The organism is Furfurilactobacillus milii (assembly GCF_021654115.1).
GTDB lineage: Bacteria > Bacillota > Bacilli > Lactobacillales > Lactobacillaceae > Furfurilactobacillus > Furfurilactobacillus milii.
Genome location: NZ_JAIWJF010000008.1, coordinates 90570 through 115145, shown reverse-complemented (window position 1 = coordinate 115145; position 24576 = coordinate 90570). Strand labels below are relative to the sequence as shown.

General features: G+C 42.7%; 20 protein-coding genes and 1 other annotated feature. Of the genes, 3 read left to right on the top strand and 17 right to left on the bottom strand.

The genetic code is table 11. From position 1 onward, the window contains the following. Positions 1 to 2589 carry a YfhO family protein gene (locus LDK34_RS10350; protein ID WP_236446177.1) on the top strand — a complete coding sequence of 863 codons (2589 nt, stop codon included), beginning with the start codon at positions 1 to 3 and terminating at the stop codon, positions 2587 to 2589. A gap of 91 nt (positions 2590 to 2680) precedes the next feature. On the opposite strand, the gene LDK34_RS10345 is transcribed toward LDK34_RS10350, so the two are convergent. Beyond that, positions 2681 to 2902 carry a DUF5960 family protein gene (locus LDK34_RS10345; protein ID WP_017261707.1) on the bottom strand — a complete coding sequence of 74 codons (222 nt, stop codon included), beginning with the start codon at positions 2900 to 2902 and terminating at the stop codon, positions 2681 to 2683. Positions 2903 to 3165: 263 nt separating this feature from the next. Here LDK34_RS10345 and LDK34_RS10340 point away from each other — a divergent pair, with 263 nt between their 5' ends. Beyond that, complete coding sequence (locus tag LDK34_RS10340) at positions 3166 to 3849, top strand: YoaK family protein (protein WP_178942638.1); 684 nt, start codon at positions 3166 to 3168, stop codon at positions 3847 to 3849. A 226-nt stretch (positions 3850 to 4075) separates the two neighbouring features. Here the strand turns inward: LDK34_RS10340 and LDK34_RS10335 are convergent, their stop codons facing one another. Then, positions 4076 to 4552 (bottom strand): nucleoside 2-deoxyribosyltransferase, encoded by a 477-nt coding sequence (locus LDK34_RS10335; RefSeq protein ID WP_178942639.1) that lies wholly within the window; start codon positions 4550 to 4552, stop codon positions 4076 to 4078. Positions 4553 to 4805: 253 nt separating this feature from the next. Between LDK34_RS10335 and LDK34_RS10330 the strand changes: the two genes are divergently transcribed. Next, the gene (locus LDK34_RS10330; RefSeq protein WP_404825466.1) at positions 4806 to 4985 is read left to right on the top strand and encodes a hypothetical protein; all 180 of its coding nucleotides are present in this window, start codon (positions 4806 to 4808) and stop codon (positions 4983 to 4985) included. 454 nt (positions 4986 to 5439) lie between these two features. Here the strand turns inward: LDK34_RS10330 and guaA are convergent, their stop codons facing one another. From guaA to polA, 15 genes are all read right to left on the bottom strand, one after another. Next, a complete protein-coding gene (gene guaA, locus LDK34_RS10325; RefSeq protein WP_236941814.1) occupies positions 5440 to 6999 on the bottom strand; it encodes a glutamine-hydrolyzing GMP synthase in 1560 nt (519 codons plus the stop codon). Between the two features lie 31 nt (positions 7000 to 7030). Then, positions 7031 to 8179, bottom strand: coding sequence for an IMP dehydrogenase (guaB, locus tag LDK34_RS10320; RefSeq protein ID WP_178942641.1), 1149 nt, complete (start codon positions 8177 to 8179; stop codon positions 7031 to 7033). Positions 8180 to 8405: 226 nt separating this feature from the next. Further along, the gene (rplT, locus tag LDK34_RS10315) at positions 8406 to 8759 is read right to left on the bottom strand and encodes a 50S ribosomal protein L20 (RefSeq protein WP_017261697.1); all 354 of its coding nucleotides are present in this window, start codon (positions 8757 to 8759) and stop codon (positions 8406 to 8408) included. Between the two features lie 51 nt (positions 8760 to 8810). Then, a complete protein-coding gene (gene rpmI, locus LDK34_RS10310; protein ID WP_017261696.1) occupies positions 8811 to 9008 on the bottom strand; it encodes a 50S ribosomal protein L35 in 198 nt (65 codons plus the stop codon). Positions 9009 to 9034: 26 nt separating this feature from the next. Further along, complete coding sequence (infC, locus tag LDK34_RS10305) at positions 9035 to 9565, bottom strand: translation initiation factor IF-3 (protein ID WP_081495841.1); 531 nt, start codon at positions 9563 to 9565, stop codon at positions 9035 to 9037. 32 nt (positions 9566 to 9597) lie between these two features. Then, positions 9598 to 9721, bottom strand: a sequence feature (ribosomal protein L20 leader region). A 22-nt stretch (positions 9722 to 9743) separates the two neighbouring features. Continuing rightward, positions 9744 to 11051, bottom strand: a complete 1308-nt coding sequence (locus LDK34_RS10300) for a uracil-xanthine permease family protein (protein ID WP_178942642.1) — start codon at positions 11049 to 11051, stop codon at positions 9744 to 9746. 247 nt (positions 11052 to 11298) lie between these two features. After that, entirely contained in the window at positions 11299 to 12948 is a 1650-nt protein-coding gene (locus tag LDK34_RS10295; RefSeq protein WP_178942643.1) for an ABC transporter transmembrane domain-containing protein, read from the bottom strand. Positions 12949 to 13305: 357 nt separating this feature from the next. Beyond that, a complete protein-coding gene (gene thrS / locus LDK34_RS10290; protein WP_017261692.1) occupies positions 13306 to 15255 on the bottom strand; it encodes a threonine--tRNA ligase in 1950 nt (649 codons plus the stop codon). A 375-nt stretch (positions 15256 to 15630) separates the two neighbouring features. Then, positions 15631 to 16920 carry an NCS2 family permease gene (locus LDK34_RS10285; RefSeq protein WP_284144517.1) on the bottom strand — a complete coding sequence of 430 codons (1290 nt, stop codon included), beginning with the start codon at positions 16918 to 16920 and terminating at the stop codon, positions 15631 to 15633. Between the two features lie 475 nt (positions 16921 to 17395). Beyond that, on the bottom strand, positions 17396 to 18331 hold the full coding sequence (gene dnaI, locus LDK34_RS10280; RefSeq protein ID WP_178942644.1) for a primosomal protein DnaI: 936 nt from the start codon (positions 18329 to 18331) through the stop codon (positions 17396 to 17398). A 2-nt stretch (positions 18332 to 18333) separates the two neighbouring features. Continuing rightward, a complete protein-coding gene (locus LDK34_RS10275) occupies positions 18334 to 19713 on the bottom strand; it encodes a DnaD domain protein (RefSeq protein ID WP_178942645.1) in 1380 nt (459 codons plus the stop codon). 29 nt (positions 19714 to 19742) lie between these two features. Continuing rightward, positions 19743 to 20216, bottom strand: a complete 474-nt coding sequence (gene nrdR, locus LDK34_RS10270; RefSeq protein ID WP_017261688.1) for a transcriptional regulator NrdR — start codon at positions 20214 to 20216, stop codon at positions 19743 to 19745. A 37-nt stretch (positions 20217 to 20253) separates the two neighbouring features. Then, complete coding sequence (gene coaE, locus LDK34_RS10265) at positions 20254 to 20859, bottom strand: dephospho-CoA kinase (protein ID WP_178942646.1); 606 nt, start codon at positions 20857 to 20859, stop codon at positions 20254 to 20256. Then, positions 20856 to 21740, bottom strand: a complete 885-nt coding sequence (mutM, locus tag LDK34_RS10260; protein ID WP_178943471.1) for a DNA-formamidopyrimidine glycosylase — start codon at positions 21738 to 21740, stop codon at positions 20856 to 20858. Before mutM ends, coaE begins: the two co-directional genes overlap by 4 nt. A gap of 42 nt (positions 21741 to 21782) precedes the next feature. After that, positions 21783 to 24485: a DNA polymerase I gene (gene polA / locus LDK34_RS10255; RefSeq protein WP_178942647.1), complete on the bottom strand. Its 2703-nt coding sequence runs from the start codon at positions 24483 to 24485 to the stop codon at positions 21783 to 21785. Positions 24486 to 24576 lie beyond the last annotated feature (91 nt).

Genomic DNA, 24576 nt, shown 5'->3' with positions numbered 1-24576 from the left:
ATGAACCAGTATGGCCGTCAACGTTTTCAATACGATATGACGGCTTTTGTCGTTCCAATGATACTTGTTGGTTTAGTATTTTGGGCACTAGGCGTTACGCCATTCGGCAGTCATAACCTCCTAATAAGCGACATGGGGACACAGTATGTTGCTTGGTTAACACAATTTCGACATGCAATTACGACTGGTCAATTCTCGTTCTATTCGTTTAGTCTATCTTTGGGTGATAATGCTTTTCCGTTAGTTGCCTATTACATGTTAAGCCCGTTTAATCTGCTGTTGTTCTTCTTCCCAGCCAATCAGGTGCCACTGGCAATAACTTTCATCATCTTATTAAAAGTCGGCACTATCGGCTTTAGTATGAGTTATTATTTGCGCCGCGTGTACCATAATACCAACTGGCAAAACCTCATTTTTTCAACAATCTTTAGTCTTAGCGGTTTTGTCGCGACTTACTTTTATGACATCATGTGGCTGGACGCCCTTATTTTATTGCCGCTGGTTATTCTAGGTCTTCGCCGATTAGTTAACAACAAAGGCACTGTCCTTTACTTTTTTGCATTGTGGGCGACAATCGTCACTAACTATTATTTAGGCTACATGACTTGCCTGTTCGCATTGACCTATTTTGTTTACTTTACAATTGATCAGCAAACGGAAAAACAATCATTGAAACAATGGTGGCATCACAACACTCAAGCAATCAAGCGATTTTTGATTACCTCTGTTTTGAGTGGTTTAAGTACCTTATTCGTCCTGATACCTACCCTATTGGGCATGCTTAAAACGAGCAAGCAGAGTCTATCGTGGCAGGCCTTCCTGCCTACGCCTCAATTCGGCTTAGATGCTTTCGCACAGCTTGGTCTAAACGCAACCGATTATCCACAACGATTAGAACATGATCCCAGCATATTTGTCGGCAGTTTTGCACTGTTACTCGTACTTTTATTTTTCCTAAATAAAACCATTGCCGGCCATCACAAACGAACAACCGGTACCTTACTAGCCTTTCTTGGGCTCAGTATGTTTTTGACACTGTTTAACACTATCTGGCACATGATGCAACAACCGAACGGATTTCCCTTTCGTGACGCCTACTTTTTCACATTTATCGTTGTGATTAGTGCATACGAAGCTTGGCAAACAGACGCTTTCAAACAAACTAGGTTAGTGATGCATGCGGCGTTGATTGCGATAGTACTGATAGCCATCGGTTATCTGACAGCCATGATTGTGCAACCGATCGTACGACGATGGGATGATTTGGCGAACTTTTATGTCAGTCCTAGGTACTGGTTGATTGCAACAGGATTTATTATCTGTATTGCCGGCTTACTCATCTTATATAACAACCAGCATTGGCACCGTTTAGCCCTTTCTGGTATTGTTCTTGTCACTGTATTTGAGTTGTCCGCAAACTTCTATTTCGGTCTTAAACCTGCTCAATTTGGAAATCAAACCATTTATCAAAAGAATTTCACGATTGAAAAAAACTATTTCAACAAAATCAGACGAGCTAGTCACGCCTTTTATCGAGTCGACAACAGCAACTCATTAATTAATGCCGCCTTTGGAGAGACGTATAACAATTACAACGACCCGCTGCTCTTCAATAGTCATGGTATAGATTTATATAGTTCAACGTTAAATGAATCAACGCGGGTTATGTTAAATCGACTTGGCTTTTATAGTAAAAATGAACGTCGAATCAGTTCTGAAGGTAGCACTCACCTAACCAATGCACTATTTGCAGTGAAATACCAGTTGCAGATGACACCCCATGACTATGATCTTATTGTCCACGACCATGCACTACCGCTAGGATTTGCCGTGAACGATAACTTATTGAACGTCAAACTTAAGGGTGGCGTGGCCTTAGAAAATCAAAATAACGTTTGGCAGGCCATCACCGGCCGTAACGTACGTTATTTTAAATCAGTTAATGTCCGGCGCACGGGCTATGAATATAAAAACAAACAGTACCGTTACCAGTTAATCATCAGACCAACCGCCACTGGTACGTTGTATGCCTATTTCCCTAATGTTAGCGTTGCAAACGCCAATATTCACGTCAACGGAACTAAGAAAACAACACGGTTAGATGTCAGCACACAAGCGGTATTATCATTAGGACATTTCAAAAAAGGCGAACGTGTCCATATTAATTTAACTAGCAAAACGCCTCTAACACATCTTTCACAATCATTGCAGACACTGGACCAACAATCCTTTAATCAGTCCCTGATTGACCTTCATAAATCGACATTCAAACTTGATCAGGACTGGCGTCCAGATCACCTTCAAGGCACGATAACAGCCACTAAGAAGAAACCATTACTGTTTCTGAGCATTCCTAAAGACAATGGTTGGCATGCTTATGTGGATGGCAAACAGGTATTAATTGATAAAGTTGTCGGCAATCTCAGCGCTATAAAGTTGACGCCAGGCGTACATCGCATACGTTTAACCTACCGGGCGCCTGGTTTTCGCTTAGGGCTCATCATCAGCCTCTTAAGTTTTGCCAGCTACCTCTTATTCTTATGGCTACGTTTTCGTAAAAGAAGCGCTTCAGTCAAAACAATCAAATAATAGGGTTAAGTTCACAATAAACGACATTCATCAAAAAAATCATCGCTAAGCAGACAAATTGCGTTTGCTTAGCGATGATTTTTTAACCTGATTAACGTGTTGTAAGGTACGTATATGTTTGATCTTCATTTTGTTTAAACGTGAACTCATGATCACGATGATCGTTAGCGCGCCATTTCGACACTTCATAGTGCGTCGTAGTAGACATTTGCAATCTATTCACCACAGCTTCAATCAAATATTGATCATCCGTGTAGGTTCCACGTAAAATGTTCTTCAACTCAGTTAAAAAAGTTTCTGCATTTGTAATCACGTGCAATCGCTCCTTTTTAGTCATTGGCAATAGGATACAGATTTCACACGTCAATGTCCATTAAAATTTTGATTAAATCACTCAGTTTGTATTTTTATTGTCAAACCAAATTTCAAAGTAATATGTTTAGTTCGCAAAGTAATCCTCTTCACCCCATTCATTAACTAACACCTGCTTTAAAACGAGTATTTTTACCAGCAATAAATTCAAATTTTGGCTACAATATGCCTATTAAACTTAGAAAAAGATAAAGAGGCGTAAAAATGAAAAACGTACGTCAGCCGATTTACGAAACTCTCCTAATTGGCACCTTATTGGCAGGTGTCGGTGGCTACCTGGACGCTTACACCTATATTCTTCACAACGAAGTGTTCGCCAGTCTCCAATCGGGAAATGTTATCTTACTGGGATTAAATTTAGCCAACGGTCATTTTGCTAAAGCAATCACATACATTATTCCAATCTTCTGCTTCACACTGGGCGCTGGGTTAGCTAACTTGGTGGAACAATTTTTTCACCGTCCTGGAGCCGTGATTTGGCAGGAACTTAGTATCATTGCCGAATTAGTTGGTATTTTAATAATCGATCTGTTTATTGGCTTTATCCCCGGTTCATTTATTACTAGTGGTTTATCCTTATTTGCTGCCTTTCAGGTTCATACATTTCGGGTCATGAATAATCATCCATACAATACAACCATGACCACTGGTAACTTACGAACTGTCGGTGCAGCATCGTTAAATTTGCTCTTCCGCCGCGGCAAACTAACCACTAACTGGATTTTATTAAGAGATAGTTTTTGGGTGGCCGCTAGTTTTGGCATTGGCGCTTTCATTTCCACTAAACTGACAAATGCTATCGGACCGCAGGCATTACTAGGCAGCGTCTTGATTCTAATTGTTGTACTCATTTTAATGATTTGGGATCAACGCGGTGGGACTGCATAAACGAGATTGGAACAAAACGCCTCAGCATGAATCTTAGCGCAACGGCAACAAGCCATTTTTCTTCAACTGCCAAGGTTGGCACGAATTAAAAATTTGCCGCAAATGCGAGACATAACACTGCGTTTTGCTCATCTAACATAAAAAATGATGTTCACGGGAGAAATCACCCATGAACATCATTTTTATGACACCTGAGAAAGCCAAATCGTGTTGTGTCTCGCTTTCTTTAAAAAATTTTCATATCTGTATATTTTGTTGGCAAATTATTAAAGTCATATGTGGCAAGTCCCTGTTTAATCTTGTCTCCTGTATACATTGCCGTCAGTGAACGCACAAGCATCAGGTTAAGCTCATTTTCTGGGTGAAATTGAACCATGATGACTGGAATATGCCAAGCCCAGGCAGCACCTATTTCAAAAATGGTACCAGCATCAGGTTCAAGATTCTTCTCTTCATATTTATAATCTAAAATCGCAACAACGACATCGGCACGTTTGACCTGACGCATGTCGCTCGCAAAGACAGAATCTTGCCATTCAAATGAGCCAAATTCTAGACTTTCTTCTTGGTGTTCCTGTGGAATAAAAATACCATCTGCATCAATTGTTTTATTTTGACGTAAAGATGTCACCACAGTATCAATACGATCCCGTTGTTCATCAGTGAAAAACGGACTAGCAAGGTAAATACGGTTTTTATACATGAAAAATCTTCCTTTCCTAAACGGCAATATTACGCTATTATACCGGATTCTGTTTGAAAATGGACGATGAAATATGAATCATTTTTATTGCTGAATTGAAAACGGCTTCATTTTTTCAATAACATGACTTTACCTCTGTCTCGACAATGCTATACTTTAGTTGTTAACATCGTAAATAGTTAACTGTCCAACCCTGACGACATTAAAAGCTGACTAATTGTGTGGAGGGATTTTCATGGATAAAGATGAAATTATGGACAAGGCTAAAGATCTTGTGAGCGGCGGCAATATCGACGACGCAAAGTCATTTATCGAAGATCACAAGGACGACCTTGGCGACTACTATGACCAAGCTAAAGACTTGCTTGGCGGTGGCGCTTCCGGCATCATGGATAAGCTTGGCGGCTTGTTTGGTGGCAACAACGACAATTAGTTACACAAATCTTATAATCGAAAACAAGACCCATCAGTTACTGAATCTTCAGTAATCGGTGGGTTCTTTAGTCACAGCAAAAATCACACACAAACTGAAACAATTTATTTTTGCTAATTCAGATGTAGTCAGACTATTTTATATCGATAAAATTTCAACATTATCGAATACCCCCTTCATGTGCATTGTGAAACATTATTTATAGCGGACCACGTACTTAAGCGGACATGGAAGCTGTGAGTTATCCATGTTAAACATGGTGAAAATCTATGGATGGCAGGGCAAAAAAATGAGTTACGGGGTAAAAAAACATTTTTAAATGGTCTCCCAGAAAATCCCCCAAAACAGTCCCGAACTGTCCAATTCTATCCGTTTTTGAAATTCACTCGCTACAACAAAATCAGCCATTATCAAGGGATAGACACCCATAGACAATGACTGATTTTTTTCTAGGCTATTCGTACTCAATCGTGGCAGGTGGCTTACCGGTGATGTCATACAGTACGCGGTTAACTCCCGGTACTTCATTGACGATCTTAGTCGATACCACACCTAACACGGCCCAAGGAACTTCTGCAAACTCAGCAGTCATACCATCAACACTAGTCACGGCACGAATGACAATTGCTTCATCATAAGTACGTCCGTCACCCATGACACCAACACTGTGAATGCCTGGCAGTGCAGTAAAGTATTGCCAAACGGTTTGATCCAACCCGGCTTTAGCGAATTCTGCACGTAAAATCGCGTCGGATTCCCGCACCAGTATCAACTTTTCGGGCGTTACTTCTCCCAGCGTCCGAATAGCAAGTCCTGGACCAGGAAACGGTTGGCGCCATACAAGGTCATGTGGCATACCCAGCTGTTCACCTAACTCACGGACTTCGTCTTTGAATAATTTATTCAATGGTTCAATCAATTTAAACTTAAGATCCTCTGGTAGTCCGCCCACATTATGGTGTGACTTAATTGTCTGGGCAGTATCGGTTCCAGATTCAATGACATCTGTGTAAAGCGTGCCCTGTGCTAAAAACTCTACACCATCTAACTTACGGGCCTCTTCACTAAATACATCAATAAATTCTTTACCGATGATTTTACGTTTGCGTTCAGGATTGGAAACGCCTTTTAAAGCTCCCAGGAATCTGTCACTGGCATTCACGGCAACAATATTGATGCCAAACTTACCGTTAAGACTGTCGAGCACTTGTTGCGCTTCATCCTTACGTAATAGACCATGGTCGACAAAAACCGCGGTTAATTGATCACCGATAGCCTCATGTAAAAGGACAGCGACAACGCTGGAATCAACACCACCTGAAAGACCCAACAATACTTTTTTATCACCAACAGTTTGGCGAATGCTAGCAATTTGCAGATCAATGAAATTACGCATGGTCCAGTTGGCTTTTGCACCAGCTACATCGAAAACAAAATGTCGTAAAATATCATTACCGTTTTCTGTCAAACGGACTTCGGGATGAAATTGCAATCCGTAAAATCCCCGTTTAACATCCTGCATGGCGGCTGTTGGGCAATTGGCACCGGTTCCGATTTGCTCAAAACCATCTGGCACAGTTTTGACGTAATCACCATGACTCATCAAAACTTCTTGATCTGCTGCCATTCCCTTAAACAAAGGTGAATTGGTGTTAGTGATGTGCATTTCTGACTGACCGTAGTCACCATTATCTTCAGCTGGCGCAACCACACCACCGGCAAGGTCTTTTGCCATTAGCTGCATTCCATAACAAATACCGAGAATTGGCAAACCCATATCATAAATTGCGGGGTCAACCGTTAAGGCATCCTCCCCATAAACACTATTCGGTCCACCGGAAAAGATTACAGCCTTAGGATTCATGGCCGCAAGCTCAGTGGCTGAAATTGTATGTGGTTTTAATTCTGAATACACACCGAATTCACGAATTCGTCGTGTAATCAGTTGATTATATTGACTACCAAAATCTAATACAATCACCCGATCAAATTTAGTTTGGTCCACTGTTTGCATGTTTTTCTCCATTTTTAAATAGTTAGCTGATCTAATTACGCTTGTAGTTTGGTGCAACCTTTGTGATTTGAATATCGTGTGGATGTGATTCAATCAATCCGGCATTAGTGATCTGAACAAACTGAGCGTTTTCAATCAAATCATCAACAGTATGCGCCCCAGTGTAGCCCATGCCTGACCGCAAACCACCAATCATCTGGAACAAAACATCCGCTACAGCACCTTTATAAGCCGTTCGACCTTCAATACCTTCTGGCACAAGCTTTTTCTCTTCCTTAACACCACTTTGGAAATATCGGTCTGAAGAACCGTGTTCCATGGCAGCTAAGGACCCCATGCCGCGGTACGTCTTATACTTTTTGCCATCTTCAGCTGTAAAGACTTCACCGGGCGCTTCATCGGTACCAGCCAACATGCTACCTAGCATAACTGCGTTGCCACCGGCAGCCAACGCCTTAACGATGTCACCAGAGTACTTGATGCCGCCGTCAGCGATAATTTGTTTGCCGTATTCAGCAGCAACTTGAGCGGCATCGAAAATGGCAGTAATTTGAGGAACGCCCACACCAGCAACAACCCGTGTTGTACAAATCGAACCTGGTCCAATACCGACTTTAACCACGTCAACACCAGCGTCAAACAAAGCTCGGGTACCGGCAGCCGTCGCAACGTTCCCGGCAATTAATGTTTGATCTGGATATTGCTCACGGATTTGGGCAATCTTGTCCAGCACACCTTTTGAATGACCATGTGCTGTGTCGATGATAATTGCGTCAGCACCAGCGCTAAACAGCGCTTCTGCGCGTTCAAACGTATCGGCTGTAACACCAACAGCGGCTGCGACCAGCAAACGACCTTGAGCATCAACAGCGGCTTCAGGTGTAACAGCAGTATCAACTGTTGTCGCTTTAACTTTGCTAACTTCGGCAGCTTGGGCATCTTTACTCATGTTTTTATGAATAACACCTAAACCACCCTGTTGTGCCATCACTGTTGCAAGGCGCGCTTCGGTCACCGTATCCATACTGGCACTTAAAATTGGGATATTCAGCTTCAAGTTTTTTCCAAGTTGTGTATGCAATTCAACCTGATTTGGTAAAACATCACTTGCTGCAGGAATCAGCAGTACATCATCAAACGTTAATCCCTGTTTGGCAAATTTCTCGTTCCAGTTGGTCATGGTGAACAATTCCTCCTAATGAAATAAATTGTTACTAATTTATCAGGTTCAGCCTATTGTCGTCAACAGCCAGACCCGAACGATAGATTATATTTTGCTGTGAATCGTCAAGAGACGTTCGTCAAACTGATAAACCAGGCTTTCTGAGGCAGGACTTGAACGTGATTTCCGTATAAAAAAGCACTCATTCCTGAATATTTTTCAAGAATGAGTGCTTTTTTATGAATTACTTAAGTGCTTTAGCAGCTTCTTTAGTTAAAGAAGTGAACGCACGTGGGTCGTTAACGGCCAAGTCGGCTAACATCTTACGGTTCATTTCAACGTTAGCTTCCTTTAAGCCATGCATCAACTTGCTGTAGCTCATGTCATTTTGACGAGCAGCGGCATTGATCCGAGCGATCCAGAGCTTACGGAAGTTACGCTTCGTGTTCTTACGGTCACGGTAAGCATATTGCCATGACTTCCAAACTTGTTGCTTAGCAACCTTAAATTGAATATGCTTTGGGCCACGGTAACCCTTAGCTAATTTGATCATCTTACGGCGACGTTGCCGTGTAACACTTCCACCTTTAACACGCATAATTGCATCCTCCAATAATTGACCAAGTCTGGTCAGATTCCTGTTTAAAAACTACTTGGTCAACAATAACTTCTTGTATGTCTTAACCGTAGTTGCGTCCATCATCTTAGTTCCACGTAATTGGCGACGTTGCTTCTTTGTCTTACCGTGGAAACGGTGACTTGTGTAAGCGTTGGCACCAATGAAGCCGCCCTTTGCAGATTGTTTGAACCGCTTAGCAGCGGCACGGTTTGTCTTTTGCTTTGGCATAAGAATGTCCTCCTAAATATTGATAACTATTTTTCTGGTTTTGGTGACAGTACTAAGAACATACTTCTACCATCCATCTTAGCTTGTTGTTGAACGTCAGCTACTTCTTTAGTTGCAGCTGCCATCTTGTTCAACACGTCGCGGCCGATTTCTTTATGCGTGATTGCACGACCTCTAAACCGAATTGAGACACGCACTTTGTTACCCTTTGACAGGAACTTTTCTGCATTCTTCAATTTAGTGTTGAAGTCATTCTCGTCAATCGTCGGACTAAGACGAATTTCTTTCATTTCGACCGTCTTTTGATTCTTACGAGCTTCACGCTGCTTCTTTTGTAACTCGAAGCGGTACTTTCCATAATCCATGATTCTGGCAACTGGTGGCTTTGCCTTAGGGGCAACCAGAACCAAATCTAAGTTTGCATCATCCGCAAGCTGTTGTGCTTCTCTGGTCTGCTTAACCCCGAGCTGGTCACCATTAGCGGCAATCAACCGAACCTCGCGGGCGCGGATTGCATTATTTACCAAAGTATCTTGAGCTATGGTATTCACCTCCATAAAATTCTAAACGAATCAACAATGGTGAGATTTAAACAGAAAAATAGCGGATGGCCATCGCCACCCGCTGTCCGCACTGAAACAGTACGGTTCAACTCATCTTTAGCCCGGCAACAAAATTACCAAGGCGAGAAGCGGGTGCTTCTGCTTTTCTCAACAGTTAATAAGTTTACAGGAGCTACTTGGCTTTGTCAAGCGTATTCGAGTCTGCTCTTTCACTAGCAGCTTCCTGTGGTAGAACTAAGTTTAACACAATTCCTAAAATCGTCGCAAACGCTAATCCAGTGAACTGAAAATTGCCTAATTGCAGATAGGCATTACCAATTCCAATGACCATCACGGACGATGCAATCATCAAATTCCGTTTTTTGCCCAGATCTACATGATGATCAATCATCACAGAAACGCCACTTGTTGCAATCGTACCAAATAGCAAGAAGCTGATGCCACCAATCACTGGCAGCGGCATGGCCATAATCAAAACATTCAGTTTGTTAACGAAGGCGAAAATAATTGCAAACATGGCAGCACCCATCAACACATAAACACTGTGTACTTTAGTAATTGCCATCACGCCAATATTTTCACCGTAGCTGGTAACTGCCGGTCCACCAATCAGTCCCGCAACGACAGAAGCCGTGCCATCCCCAGCAAGCGTTCTGTTTAGACCGGGATCCTTGAAGAAATTTCGGTGTGTAAGATTATCCAGAACCATAATGTGACCCATATGCTCCGTCATTGTAACAAACGCAATGGGTGCAATGGTCACAATCGCGCCCCATTCCAAATGAAAATGATAGGTTAATCCAGGCACCTGAAATTTAGGCAACTTAAACCATGGCGCCACAGCAATCGTATGTAGATCAACGATGCCAGCAAATACACTAATCAAGTAACCACACACAATCGCCAACAATACAGGAATTAAGCCTAACGATCCCTTTAAAAACATGTTAAAGAAAATTGCCAACAATAATGTGGTCATCGCAATTGCAAAGTATTCCAAATTATAATGACCGTCTTTCATCATTGCATCTGTCGCGGCACTGCCCGCCAAAGAAAGGCCAATGACCATGACGATCGGTCCAACAACAATTGGTGGTAGTACCTTATCAACCCAATCAGAACCAATCATGCCGATCAGCAATGCGACAATGAGATACACAGCTCCGACCGCCACAACACCTTGCCCAATGCCTGGATACCCCGTTGTCTTCATTAGGGCGAGCATTGGTGTAATAAACGCAAAGCTCGATCCCATATAGGCCGGAATCTTTCGCTGGGTGATCATAATATGTAACAGCGTACCTACCCCAGATGAAAATAAAGCAATGCTTGGACTAAGGCCAACCAGTAGCGGCACAATAACAGTTGAGCCAAACATTGAAAACATGTGTTGAATCGATAAACCCACCCATGGCCAGAATTTAGGCCGATCATGGATATCCAACACTGCAGCGTCATCGTGAAATTCTTTTTGCGTCATTTAAAACGCTCCCTTCCTCACTTCACGCGAACCCGTCCCGGCCTAAACGTTTGATCATCCAAATAAAAAAGACCACTCACCCGGAAGGCAAGTGGTCTGGTTTACGTGTGAAGATGTACTAGAATTGCACAAATTGCGCTATTCTAAACGTCACAACAGCCGTTCCCTTGTTAGCCTCACAGGACTACATTAAAGGTTCATCATGCCGAGTAAATCATAAACAACTTCAATCGATCGGTCAAGTAAATTAGTCTAGTGATACCGCCGTAACACGTTTGTCGTGCACTTTGAAAACTTTATCGGCTGCTTTCAATAATGACCTGTTATAACTATGCGTAATGTAAATAAAACCAATGTTCAACCTGAATAGACGCTTCTCGATTGCTTCAGCTGTTTTATGATCTAGCCCACTAGACAATTCGTCAAAAATCATAAACCGTTTGTGCGTTAATAAATTGCGAGCTAAACCGATACGTTGTCTTTCACCGCCGGACAACGGTCCACCTTGGGTATGAAGAACCAGACTCAACCAAGCATTAGTGTGAGCGTGTCCATCAGCCGTTTGCAGCTCAGCCCTGTTTAACGCATCGATAAGCTCTTGATCAGTGTATTGATCACTAAACATCGTTAAATTATCCCTAACTGTACCATCAAAAATGAACGTTTGCTGGTTCTGATAACCAATCATCTTAGCAATATCCGCGGACCGACCAACGATTGGCGGGCGGCCATCAACAAAAATCGAGCCAGCCAACAATGGTCGGTAGCCAAACAGAGCGTTAATTAACGTAGATTTCCCGGATCCACTATCACCAATAATGATGACCTTATCTGATTGATTGATCTGTAAGTTAACGTCTTTCAGTAGTGGCCTTGTACCTTTATCTGCCCCGCCAATCGTAGCGTGAACATAAGCAATGAACACGTCGTCCAGCGCTGACAACTGAGCAAGTCTTTCATTATTTTGGGGTACCGCTTCAATAACCAAACGTAGTTGTTGATAAGCCCGTTGACCACCAAAAAAATCAGAAAAAACATCTGCCGCCGTTTCCAATGGAAATGAAATTTGAACCGATAACTGCGTAAAAGTCATAAACGCCGCTAGCGTTAGACTGTGATCCAAAATAAAGTAACCACCAACGACCCAAGTACCAAAGTAAACTAAATCTCCACAAAACTGTGAAATACCGCTGACAATCTTGCGAACTAAAATATCGTGATTCTCGCTAACCTTTACATCCGTTGATATGGACGCGTGCATGTTGATAAAGGTGTGCTCACGGCCAAAATTCTTAATTGTTGTTAAACCTGAAAACCAGTTTGTAATCGCACTGGTATAACGATCTAGGTTGTTTAGCACCGGCAGTTTAGCGCATTTTAATTGTCGCTGTGTTATAAGTGGTAATAATATTGCCGGAACATCGAGACTAATGACAATCAATGTCAACCGCACATCCACTATCACGCCGAGCAATATGCCCAAAACAAACTGCATGACTAACGATAAACCAAGCAGAAAATTATTGACGTAGCTCTGCTCAACGACGTCTAGCTTACTCGTCAGTAGAGCCACTTTTTCGCCAACCTTGCGCCGATCACCAAAATCCACCGTTAACATCAATCGTTCAAATATCTGCCGTCTTAAATGACACATTGCACCATTGGTAACCTTACCCTTAAGATAACCACCAATTACGTTTACTAATGCAATAAACGCCGTACATAATAAAGTGATCGTCACAACCTGACCAAAGGACATATTGATTTTACGCGTCATATAAGCCGTTAAAAAAGCAATAATTAACGTGTAAGCCGTTGTCACAATCGCATGTATTATCGTCACTAAGAAAAAGAGACTAAATAACTTTTTTTGAGGTTTAACCAATACTTGCCACATTTCAATTCCTCCCTATAAAAATCATCTGTGAATTCATTCAGAGATTAAATGGCGAAATTTAGCTGCGTCAAATGGTCAAAAAAATTAAATTATAGATTCATTCGTTTCTGTGGCCATTCATCATCACACAGCCGAATTTTGTCCATTTATTAAAGGAGAAACTTACATTTAGGCTTTCGCTTCCTTAACATGTGTATCTTCGCTAAACAGACTGTCTTGCATGCAATTCGTTTAGCGAAACATTAGAATAGTATTAGAATATTACAAAATAATAAGTAAAACAATATAAAATGTTCAAATCACAAAAATAAGTGCCGCCAGATTAACATGGCGACACTTATTGAAACTTAACTGCAATTAATTTTCACGAGAATACGAAGCGATATCGTTCAGAACATCACTCAGGAAGTCCTTACTTGCTTCACTTGTAGATTCATCATGACCGTAACGACGAACAGAAACCGTGTCGTCTTGCTTTTCCTTGTCACCAACAACTAACGTGTAAGGAATCTTATGCGTTTGGGCATCACGAATCTTAAAGTTCATCTTTTCATTACGATCATCGACCGTTACGCGTACACCGGCAGCTGCTAATTGTTTACGTAGCTTTTCAGCGTAATCGCCTTGATGTTCTTCACTAACTGGAATGATAGAAACCTGATGAGGTGCTAACCAAGTTGGGAAAGCACCCTTGTACATTTCTGTTAAGTAGGCGGTGAAACGTTCCATCGTTGAAACTAATCCGCGGTGAATCATAACAGGTTGATGTTCTTCACCATCAGCACCGACATAATGAAGGTCAAAACGATCAGGCAACATGAAGTCTAACTGAATGGTAGACAATGTCTCTTCATTGCCCAAGGCCGTCTTAGTTTGTACATCCAACTTAGGACCATAGAAGGCTGCTTCGCCTTCAGCTTCAACGTAGTCAAGGCCAAGATCATCCATGGCACCCTTCAACATTTTCTGAGCCTTTTCCCACATTTCGTCGTTAGCAAAGTACTTTTCGGTGTTCTTAGGGTCACGGTAGCTCAAACGGAATGAGTAATCCTTAATGTCAAAGTCTGCATATACTTCAACCATTAAGTTCAAAATACGTTTGAATTCATCCTGAATTTGATCAGGAGCAACGAATGTGTGACCATCGTTCAATGTCATTTCACGGACACGTTGCAAACCAGATAACGCACCGGACTTTTCATAACGGTGCATCATGCCTAATTCAGCAATCCGCAATGGTAATTCACGATAAGAACGAATGTGATGTTTGTAAATTTGAATATGGCTTGGGCAGTTCATTGGACGCAGTTCCAACATTTCACCATCACCCATGTCCATTGGTGGGAACATGTCCTCACGATAGTGTTCCCAGTGACCAGATGTCTTATAAGCATCCAAGTTCATGAGAACTGGCGTGTAAACATGTTCATAGCCATGCTGAATTTCCTTGTCAATAATGTAACGTTCAATGGTACGACGAATCGTTGCACCATTTGGCATCCAGTATGGCAGACCGGCACCGACTTTAGGATCAACAAAGAACAAATCCAAGTCGTTACCAATCACACGGTGATCGCGTTCACGAGCTTCCTTACGGCGAACATCATCGGCGTCCATGTCTTTTTGATTGAAGAAGGCCGTTCCGTAAACCCGTTGCAACATTGGGTTAGATGACTTACCTTCCCAGTACGCGCCGGCAACAGACAGCAGCTTAAAGATCTTGACATCACCAGTTGATGGCATTTGAACACCATCGCTTAAATCAACGAAATCACCCTGACGGTAAACAGCAACCTGACCATCATTGGCGGCGGCCGCTTGTTTAACTAATTGTGTTTGGTAAGGGTCCCCATCAACCAATTTAAGCGCGTCAGCCTCAGCCAATACTTCACGGGAAATTGGCAAGTTGGCCTTCACAATTTCCTTCATTTTGGCTTCAATGGCTGGCAAGTCATCAGAACTAACTTGGTGATCGGCATTGTCCGTATCAAACGAAAAACCGTCATCACTGGCCTCACCCTGACCAAAATGCATTTCTGGATAAAGCTGGTGAAGTGCGTTAGCTAATACTTGAGATGCAGTATGGCGAAGTACAGTCAAACCTTCTGGTGTATCTTTCGTGACAATTTCGATCTTGCCATCTTCTGTTAACGGTGCCTCGTAATCAACTAACTCGCCGTTAAACTTTCCGGCTACAGCCTTTTTAGCAAGGCTAATGCTGATTGACTTAGCAACATCTGCCGTCGTTGAGCCATTGGCAAACGGCTTAACAGCGCCGTCTGGAAACGTAATCTTAATATCTGCCATTCTGCTTTTCCTCCTTGAAATTACACCTTGCAGTTCTGCTTGTTTATGACATGAAACAAAAAAACGTCCCTAACCGCAATCGCGGTCAGGGACGTCATTAACGTTGTTCCACCCAAAATTCACAGTTAGAGCATATCGCGCTCAATAACTGCCTCTAGTGACCAATAACGCGGTCAATCGGTCCAGCTTGATCACCGGACGCTTGAATCAGGGGTAACACCACTTAACACCTGCACCCTTTCACCACCGAATGCTCTCTAAGAGGTTTGTTAACTGACATCATATCTGATTGGTTTACAAAACTTATTAAACCACAAAATAATCGCTTGTCAATCACTAGACGATAAAATGACTGACAAAAATCAACAATAAGAATTAATGATTGACGTTTAGAATCCACATGAAGCCGATGAAGACAAAGAACAAAACGTACATTAACGGATGAACTTCACGACCACGTTTGGCAGCAATCATTGTAATTGGATAAGTGATGACACCCAGCGCTAATCCGTCTGAAATACTGTACGTCAACGGCATGCCCAAGACAATTAAAAACGAAGGAATCGCAATTTCCATCTTTGTCCAATTGATCCGCGCCAATGACTGCGCCATCAGTACACCGACGATAATGAGCGCCGGTGCTGTCACCTGACTAGTCACAACCGTCAAAAGTGGCGAAAAGAACATCCCAAGGACAAACAAAATACCAGTTGTGATGGCAGTTAGACCACTTCGTCCACCAACAGCAATCCCGGCTGATGATTCAACGTAAGCACCAACCGGTGATGTACCTAACACAGAGCCTGCCAGCATCGCTGTAGAATCAGACATCAACGCTTTACCAACTCGTGGCATTTCGTTGTTTTTCATAAAGCCCGCCTGCTGGGCAAGTCCCACCAACGTCCCCGCCGTATCAAAGAAGGTTACTAACAGGAACGTCAATACAACCACCCACATTTGAACGGAATTAATATCACCAATGTGCTTAATGCCAACACCAAATGTTGGTGCTAAACTCGGCGCACCAGCAACCAACTGATGTGGCATCGGAATCAGTTTCGTTACGAGTCCAACAATTGCAGTGGCCGCCATCCCGATAAAAATACCACCAGGGACGCGCATGACCATTAAAATCGACGTTAGGATAAGACCAAAAATCGTTAGCCAAGTTGTCGCTGTTGAAAATGAGCCTAAGCCCACCACAGTTGATTTGTTGGCGGCAATCAAGCCACCATCGTGTAGCCCAATAAAAGCAATAAACAAACCAATACCACTCGAAATCGCATACTTTAGATCCGATGGAATCGCATTAATAATCATTTCACGAAGCTTAAAGATTGTAATTACCAAGAAAATCAGCGAAGCTACAAACACTCCAGCCATTGCCGTCTGCCACGGAACTTTCATTCCGATAACAACCGAGTAAGCAAAAAATGCATTAATGCCTAGTGCCGGAGCGGTCGCAATTGGATAACGTGCTAGAACTCCCATCAGAATACAGCCGATGGCACTAGCCAATGCCGTTGCCGTAAACACGGCCCCTTTATCCACACCCGCGGCTCCTAAAACGCTCGGGTTCACAAACATGATGTATGCCATTGAAATAAAAGTTGTGAATCCTGCCAGCATTTCTCGAGGAACAGTCGTGTGCAATTCATCCAACATAAAATAATGATTCAATTTTTCAATCACGAGTACAAGCTCCCTTAGATAATTATTCCTAAAATTCACGTAACGGCCGTTAGTGATTGTTCGGATATGATTCATTGAAGAACGAGTAATATCGTATCATTTTTATTATTAAATGTAAAACACGAACATATTTCATTTAAAGTCGAACTTTATCTGCAAAACATGTCATGAATTCCATTAAAAGCTGAACTTTCTTATAATTTTGACTTGAAATCGCGGCAAATTCCTAAAGTGAACCTCTTTTAACCGTTATTTATGACTGTTGCAAACAAAAAAAGCTGTGGCATAAGTTTATTTGAAACGAATAATGTGAGCCATATTGCGCTCCAAAGTCCTGAGAATTCCGCTTAGCTCAAAACTGACCTATTCCCAAAGTTCAGGAATAGGTCAGTTTTATGTTAATGCCCGTTTTCAAGTCGGACTTCTGTCACAGCTACCCATAAATATTTTATTGTGGCCGACGATTTGGTCCCTGAATCACAACTTCGTGGCTTAGGAAACGAATGCGCTGCATTAACCGCGCAGCCTTAACTTCTTCTTTTTCGCCACGCTGATTAATTGAGAGATGCTGATCTGACAACTGTTGCATAGAAAAGTTTGAACTGAAGAAAGTGGGCAATTCCTCTTGCATTCGATACTCTAAAACGACGCCTAACACTTCGTCGCGAACCCATGAGCTCATCGAATCCGCGCCAATATCATCAATCATCAAGATTGGCGCCTGTTTAATAGCATCAACCTTTTCGGCAACATTATTTTTACCAATCGAATTTTTCATTTCCACAGCAAAACTGGGAAAGTGAACTAACGTTGACTGATATCCCAATGTAGCGAGTTCATTGGCAATAGCGCCAAGCAAAAATGTTTTACCGACTCCAAAATTCCCGTAGAAGTACAGGCCTTGATGGAATTCATGTGGCCTTTGTGAATAGTCAGCTACAAATTGCATCGCTTGCCGCAAGGCTTTTGCACGCTGCTCCTCTTCACCATCCACGTTATAATCACCAAACGACGCTTGTTCAATCATTTTCGGCATGGAAACTGCGTGAACGCGCTTCTTAAGCATTGATCGTTTTTGTGCAAGTAACGTGTCTTCCGTTGGTTCGTAGGTCACTTCCACATAATGGTCACTGACCACTAATTTCGGTTCGTAGCCAGGTGCAAAAACTTGGTGACCGGCACGTAATTTATCACGCTGGCTCACATATTCGTACAATTTGGATCCATTACGCTCCAACACATCCTCTGCCAACTCATCTTGATGTGCCTTAATGAACGCTTGTACATCGGGATCATTAATCGCATTTGCAATCAGCCGTTGGTAATCAGAGTTCAGATTCTGGCGATTAAGTAAATCGCGCATTGATTTTCCTAAGTCCTGCATGATTATTGATCCTCCTGATTCTTTTTAGCCTGATTTAAACGTTGCCGTAATTTTTGAATTTCATTAGCGTCATCTTCAGAAGCAGCCACTTCTGACGTTGGTGTCTGTGACTGCGCGTTCCAGTCCGTCAGTTGTTCTCGTGCCTTGGGTGCTCGGCCATTTTGACGTTGAATCCGCTGCGATTCCTGTTCTTCCTTGTAGTTTCGCATGTGGTCAATTGCTTGCTCTGGCGTCTGCACCTTTGCTTTGGCCCAATCATTAGCGACTCGATCTACGTCGTTAAGGTAAAGAACGTTTTTATCGCGATCACTAATGAGGTAGTAAATTAGCATGTTCACAACGGCGGGAGCAAACAAATGTCGATCCATGAATTTAGCCAAAACGCGTTGTTCACCATCACTAACATACTGATTCTTTTCAGTCTTTAAACTGGCCAAAAAATCAGCTGGCGCGTATGCCTTAACGGCCGCCACCAATGCCTTAACTTGTGCCTGATCCTGATTATCACCGGTTGTTGCCACCGGTTGTGTTTGGACATTCTGGGAGTCACCATCGCTTGCATTCACAGGATTGTCCACAGCCTGAGTCGCTTGAAATTGAGCAGCAACGACTTGTTTGAAACGATTAGCATCAAACTGATTTGTTGTCACGCTTGTCGCCTGAACAATAAAGTTGGCTAAACTTCGCTCATTTAACCCATACATCGTCGCTTCGGTAGCAATTAAATCACGTTGATTCATTACCGAATCCAACTCAACGTACTCTCGTTTTAAATAATCGCTTAGCAGTTTGAAGTCAACCTGAACCAAGCTAGACTCACGCTCGGTGCGATGATTATCGGACTGAATCGACAACTGCGCTGGACGGTTAGTCAATTGAGCATCACTCATATGAAATACAGATAAAAAATTGGCTGATACATTTTTCATCTGACTTACGTTAACCGTTTTCTGTTCAAATTTTGCTAACAGTTCATCATACCGTGTTTGACCAACAGATTGTAAAAGCAAGACACTGAGTAAATCATCAGCAAAAAACGCAGTCGCCGAAAGTGGCGACTGCAGTTGATAAGCGTAAACATCCCCTAGTGCGTCTTGCTGGTAAAAACTATCCAATAAGCCGGCCGCTTCCAATCGCTTACGGGCAGACAGAAAATGATCCAAATCCAATCGCAACCATGTCAACAGTTCACTGTGTTGACGACGATTAGACAACTGGGGGTGCTGGCTAGCGAACGTAGTCAACCCTGTGTATAAGCCAAACGCAGTAACGCCCAATATCGGTGCGTACAACGTTTGCCAACTCAACAGATGCTGCTCATCACGAGGTGGCAGTGTAACCACAAATCCTGACCGCGGTGTTAAAGTTGGTGCAACATTCATGACTGACACTCCCTTCTTGTATTCAGCAATTAACGTTTATCCGAGCGCTTGTCCCGCTCAACCATTTCTTTCATTTCATCCAAAAAGACACTCATGTCCTTAAACTGACGATAGACGCTGGCAAATCGAATATATGCAATCTCATCAACATCAGCCAACTCGTTCATAACGTACTCACCAATCAGTTGACTAGAAATTTCGTTCTCGCCCAATGCGCGGACCTTTGACTCGACTTTATCAACTACGGTATTCATTTGCTGCATGGTAACCGGTCGTTTTTCTGCAGAGCGAATAATTCCGCGAAGAATCTTCTCGCGACTAAACTCCTCACGGGTGCCATCTTTTTTAATGACCAATAATGGGGCTACTTCAACCCGTTCAAACGTTGTAAATCGAAAACCACATTTTTCGCACTCGCGTCGTCGACGAATCGCCTGACCCTCTGCGGTCGGACGACTATCAACAACTCGGGTATCGTTATGGTGACACCGTGGACATTGCATAGCCTGTCTGTGCTCCTTTAATCAATACTAAATCGTTTTAATCCGCAGTCTGACGGACTTTGTCAAGCAAGTTTACCACTTGTAGGCGGGTCTCTTCAAGTTGTTGGGAATTATCGATAACCACATCTGCCTTGGCAACTTTGTTAGCCAAGGATAATTGACTTTCAATTCGTTCATTCGCCTCTGCTAACGACAAGTTATCGCGCGCCATCAACCGAGCCTGTTGAATCTTGAGTGGAACACTGACCACCACAATCAGGTCAACGTCCTTTTCATAATGTTGTTCTAAGAGCAATGGCGCATCCAAGACAACTACGGGCGTGTTTCGACTCCTAAATCGATCAATTCGCGACCGAATTACTTTTCGGATAACGGGTTGAACAATTGAATTAAGCTCAGCTAACTTGTCGTCATTATTAAAGACTAGGTTGCCTAATTTATGACGATCTAACTGACCCGTTGCTGTCAAAACCGTATCCCCAAACGTACTAATGATATCTGCCAAAGCGGTTGTATTAGGCGCCACAACCTCGTGAGCGATTTTATCCGCATCAATAATTGGGATGCCTGCCGTTGCAAACATTTTAGAAACTGTCGATTTGCCACTGGCAATACCGCCAGTTAGTCCAATCACCGTTGTCACTTAGAAGTCTCCTTAGTCGCTGCTGCAGAATGTGCCTTGGAAGCAGCTATCTTCACAACACGCAGTTTTTGTTCCTTGGGACAAAAAGTGGTGCCCCGCTCACCAACTTTAATTTTCACCATTGTGGTGCCACACCGTTCGCAAGGTTCACCGCCATGACCGTATGCATGAAGTTCGTTTTGGAATTCTCCCGCATGTCCAAACGCACTGTACGTGAACACTGTCGTACCGTGATGTTCGATTGCCAATTGTAATTCATCAAAAATACTTAACCGTAATCGTTTGATTTGCGCAGTGGTCACTGTATTTGCCGGTTGTTCGGGATGAATTTTACTTAGCCACAGCACTTCATCACAGTAAATGTTGCCCAACCCTGCAATGTTGCTTTGATCCAGCAACCAGGTCTTGATTGCTTTACGACTCTTTGCCATTTTAGCAACTAAATACGCCACGCTTAACGTTTCCGGTGTGGGCTCAGGCCCCAACGTTTTTAGCCCACCGACTGTGTCTTCATCACCAGTATGAATCACAACCATGCGCCCAAATTTACGTGTATCGTTGTAACACAGTAACTGACCATCACTTAAATGAAAAACAACATGAGTGTGTTTATCCCTTGGCGTGTCGGCTGGTGCCCCAAAGTATTTACCTTCCATTCGCAAATGAGAAACCATCGTCAGCCCGCCATCGAAGCGAAACAACAAATACTTGCCACGCCGATCGACTCGGGTAACTGTCCGTCCAGTCAACAGCGTCACAAAAGCGTCGGCACCATTTAACACCATCTTCGGGTAATAAACGTCAATTCCAGTAATCGTTTTTCCAACAACCATCCGCGTTAACCCACGACGAACCGTTTCAACCTCAGGTAATTCTGGCATCATTCATGCCTCCATTTTGAAATTCAAGCTTGCGATAAATCGTTATTTCGCATCATACCAAGTAGATCCATGAGCACTTTCAACTTTCAACGGAATGTCCAAACTAACAGCTGAATCCATAATGCTTGGAACTAATTTTTCAAGAATCGGAATTTCTTCCTTGGGTGCTTCAAAGACCAGCTCATCATGAATCTGCAGCAACATAGTAGCCTTTAAATCGTGATCAGTTAATGCCTTCTGCATTTGAATCATAGCAATCTTAATAATATCTGCTGCTGATCCCTGAATTGGCGTATTCATCGCTGTCCGCGCTGCAAATGAACGGCGGTTAAAGCTCTTCGCATTGATATCAGGTAAATACCGGCGGCGATGCGTGATTGTCTCCACGTAGCCCTGCTTCTTTGCCTGTTCAACAACGTCTTCTGTATATTTTTTAACATCCGGATATTCGCGGAAATAAGTATCAATAAATTGTTTTGCCTGAGGACGGGAAATTCCCAGATTTTGTGATAATCCATAATCACTAATTCCGTAAACAATTCCAAAGTTTGTTGCCTTGGCCTGCCGCCGCATTAATGGCGTCACTTCATCATTAGAAGTTAACCCAAAGATTCTGCGAGCTGTTGCCGCATGAATATCCTCGTCTTCACGGAAGGCCTCTTGCAAGTTTGCATCCCCTGTAATGTGAGCCAACACACGTAATTCAACTTGTGAATAGTCTGAAGAAAAGATTTCCCAACCATCATGACTTGGCACAAACGCCTTCCGAATTTCACGTCCTTGCTGGGTTTGAATCGGAATGTTTTGTAAATTCGGGTCAACTGAAGATAAGCGACCTGTCTGTGTCAGAGTTTGTAAATAGCGCGTGTGCACCTTGTGATCATGGCTGTGGACGACTTTTAACAGCCCCTCAATATAGGTCGACTGCAACTTAGACAAGCCACGGTAAGCCAAGATATTCTCCACAATAGGCGCTTGAGGCGCCAATTGTTCTAAAACATCAACTGAAGTTGAATAACCCGTCTTAGTCTTTTTGATCACTGGCAATTTCATTTTTTTAAACAAAATTTGGCCCAATTGCTTGGTCGAATTGATGTTAAACTCTTCTCCGGCTTCGTTATAAATGGTTTGTTTCAGCGATGACAATTGTTCCTTGAACTTTTCTCGCATATTGGTCAATTGGTCAGTATCCACGTAAACACCGGCGATTTCCATGTCCGCCAGTACAAACGTTAACGGCAATTCAATGTTGACGTATAAATCCCGCTGCTCATTTTGATCAAGTTCTTTAAACAGCTCTTCATGGAGATTTTGAATGGCCAATGCCTTCCGCGACAAATGGTCGAAAAATTGTTCATCATCGTCAGGAATCGCCCGTTTGGCACCCTTGCCGTAAACGGCTTCATCTGTTTCAACCTGGTCGTAACCATGCTGCTGAGCCAAGCTACCCAAATCATTTGAATTATCATTCGTATCCAGCAAGTAAGACACGAGTAACAAATCGAAATCAACACCAACAAGTTTGACTCCGAGACGGTGTAGACCGACATACTGAGCTTTAGCATTAAAAACGTTCTTTTCAATATTGCCATTTTCCATCAATTTCTTAATTTGTGCAGATTGAAGCAGATCGACTTCTCGACTAACCAATGTTTGTTTGCCATCGGTCATCACAAAACCAGCAAATGCACTGAGATGATAATTTTCATCAGGCATTTCCAAAATAAAACTAACTTCATCGGTAAAATTATCAACCAAGTCTAGATTATCTTTGGTTAATTCAGTCCAACTGACAGTCTTTAAAGCTGTGCTTGTTTCATCGTCGCCTAAATCCAAAGAAAGGCCGGCATTCTGCAACTGTTTCAGGAAATTGTTAAAGTCCATTTGTTGATAGAAGGCAATCAATTTGTCGATATCAGGGCCGTTATAATCGATATCATCCAAATGAATTGCCAATGGCGCATTGGTGCGAATCGTCGCCAAATCCTTGCTCATCAAGGCTTGATCATGATCCTCAATCAAGTGATCTTTCATCTTGCTCTGTTTAATATCATCTAGATGCTCGTAGACACCCTCAACGGAATCAAACTGCGTCAGCAACTTAATCGCCGTCTTCTCACCAACTTTGGTAACACCCGGATAATTATCGGAAGTGTCACCCGTGAGCCCTTTCATATCAATGATTTGTTTGGGTTCTAAGCCATACTTATCCTGAACGTGAGCAGGTGTGTAATATTCGATTTCACTAACACCTTTTTGCGTGATTGCCACCGTTGTTTGATCTGTTGCTAGCTGAGTCAGATCTCGGTCCCCAGTTACGATAATCACTTGATACCCGGCTGTTTCACCTTCACGGGCCATGGTGCCGATAATGTCGTCGGCCTCCCAATCCTTGAGTTCATAACTCTTGATGCCGTAACCGGTCAAAAGATCTCGTAAGTAAGGCATTTGCTCTGATAATTCTTCCGGTGTTTTAGATCGGCCACCTTTGTAGTCAGAAAATTTACCAGTTCTAAAAGTTGTTTTCCCGGCGTCAAATGCCACTAATGCCTTATCTGGTTGAACAGCCTTAACTACTTTATCCAACATCGTCTTGAACGCGTAAATAGCGTTCGTATGTAAGCCATCATGGTTAGTAAATCGATCCAATTGTTGATGCAGTGCAAAGAAGGCACGAAAGGCCACACTGTTGCCGTCAATCAGTAATAGTTTTTTCTTTGTTGATAACGTTAATTGTTCGCTCATAAAGGCCGTCGCTTTCTTTGATTTTAATGATTCCATTTTAACAAATTAAGCGCTCTCGCACCAATTTGAGGCAGAAGCGTAATTGAATTTT

Coding starts and splice junctions, on each gene's coding strand:
- rpmI (WP_017261696.1), bottom strand. CDS start 9,008: ATGCCAAAGCAAAAGACAAACCGTGCCGCTGCTAAGCGGTTCAAACAA.
- LDK34_RS10330 (WP_404825466.1), top strand. CDS start 4,806: ATGGACAAGGCTAAAGATCTTGTGAGCGGCGGCAATATCGACGACGCA.
- LDK34_RS10285 (WP_284144517.1), bottom strand. CDS start 16,920: ATGTTGGATGAATTGCACACGACTGTTCCTCGAGAAATGCTGGCAGGA.
- guaB (WP_178942641.1), bottom strand. CDS start 8,179: ATGACCAACTGGAACGAGAAATTTGCCAAACAGGGATTAACGTTTGAT.
- thrS (WP_017261692.1), bottom strand. CDS start 15,255: ATGGCAGATATTAAGATTACGTTTCCAGACGGCGCTGTTAAGCCGTTT.
- mutM (WP_178943471.1), bottom strand. CDS start 21,740: ATGCCAGAATTACCTGAGGTTGAAACGGTTCGTCGTGGGTTAACGCGG.
- rplT (WP_017261697.1), bottom strand. CDS start 8,759: ATGCGTGTTAAAGGTGGAAGTGTTACACGGCAACGTCGCCGTAAGATG.
- LDK34_RS10340 (WP_178942638.1), top strand. CDS start 3,166: ATGAAAAACGTACGTCAGCCGATTTACGAAACTCTCCTAATTGGCACC.
- LDK34_RS10300 (WP_178942642.1), bottom strand. CDS start 11,051: ATGACGCAAAAAGAATTTCACGATGACGCTGCAGTGTTGGATATCCAT.
- guaA (WP_236941814.1), bottom strand. CDS start 6,999: ATGCAAACAGTGGACCAAACTAAATTTGATCGGGTGATTGTATTAGAT.
- dnaI (WP_178942644.1), bottom strand. CDS start 18,331: ATGCAGGACTTAGGAAAATCAATGCGCGATTTACTTAATCGCCAGAAT.
- polA (WP_178942647.1), bottom strand. CDS start 24,485: ATGAGCGAACAATTAACGTTATCAACAAAGAAAAAACTATTACTGATT.
- LDK34_RS10275 (WP_178942645.1), bottom strand. CDS start 19,713: ATGAATGTTGCACCAACTTTAACACCGCGGTCAGGATTTGTGGTTACA.
- infC (WP_081495841.1), bottom strand. CDS start 9,565: ATGGAGGTGAATACCATAGCTCAAGATACTTTGGTAAATAATGCAATC.
- nrdR (WP_017261688.1), bottom strand. CDS start 20,216: ATGCAATGTCCACGGTGTCACCATAACGATACCCGAGTTGTTGATAGT.
- LDK34_RS10350 (WP_236446177.1), top strand. CDS start 1: ATGAACCAGTATGGCCGTCAACGTTTTCAATACGATATGACGGCTTTT.
- LDK34_RS10335 (WP_178942639.1), bottom strand. CDS start 4,552: ATGTATAAAAACCGTATTTACCTTGCTAGTCCGTTTTTCACTGATGAA.
- LDK34_RS10295 (WP_178942643.1), bottom strand. CDS start 12,948: ATGTGGCAAGTATTGGTTAAACCTCAAAAAAAGTTATTTAGTCTCTTT.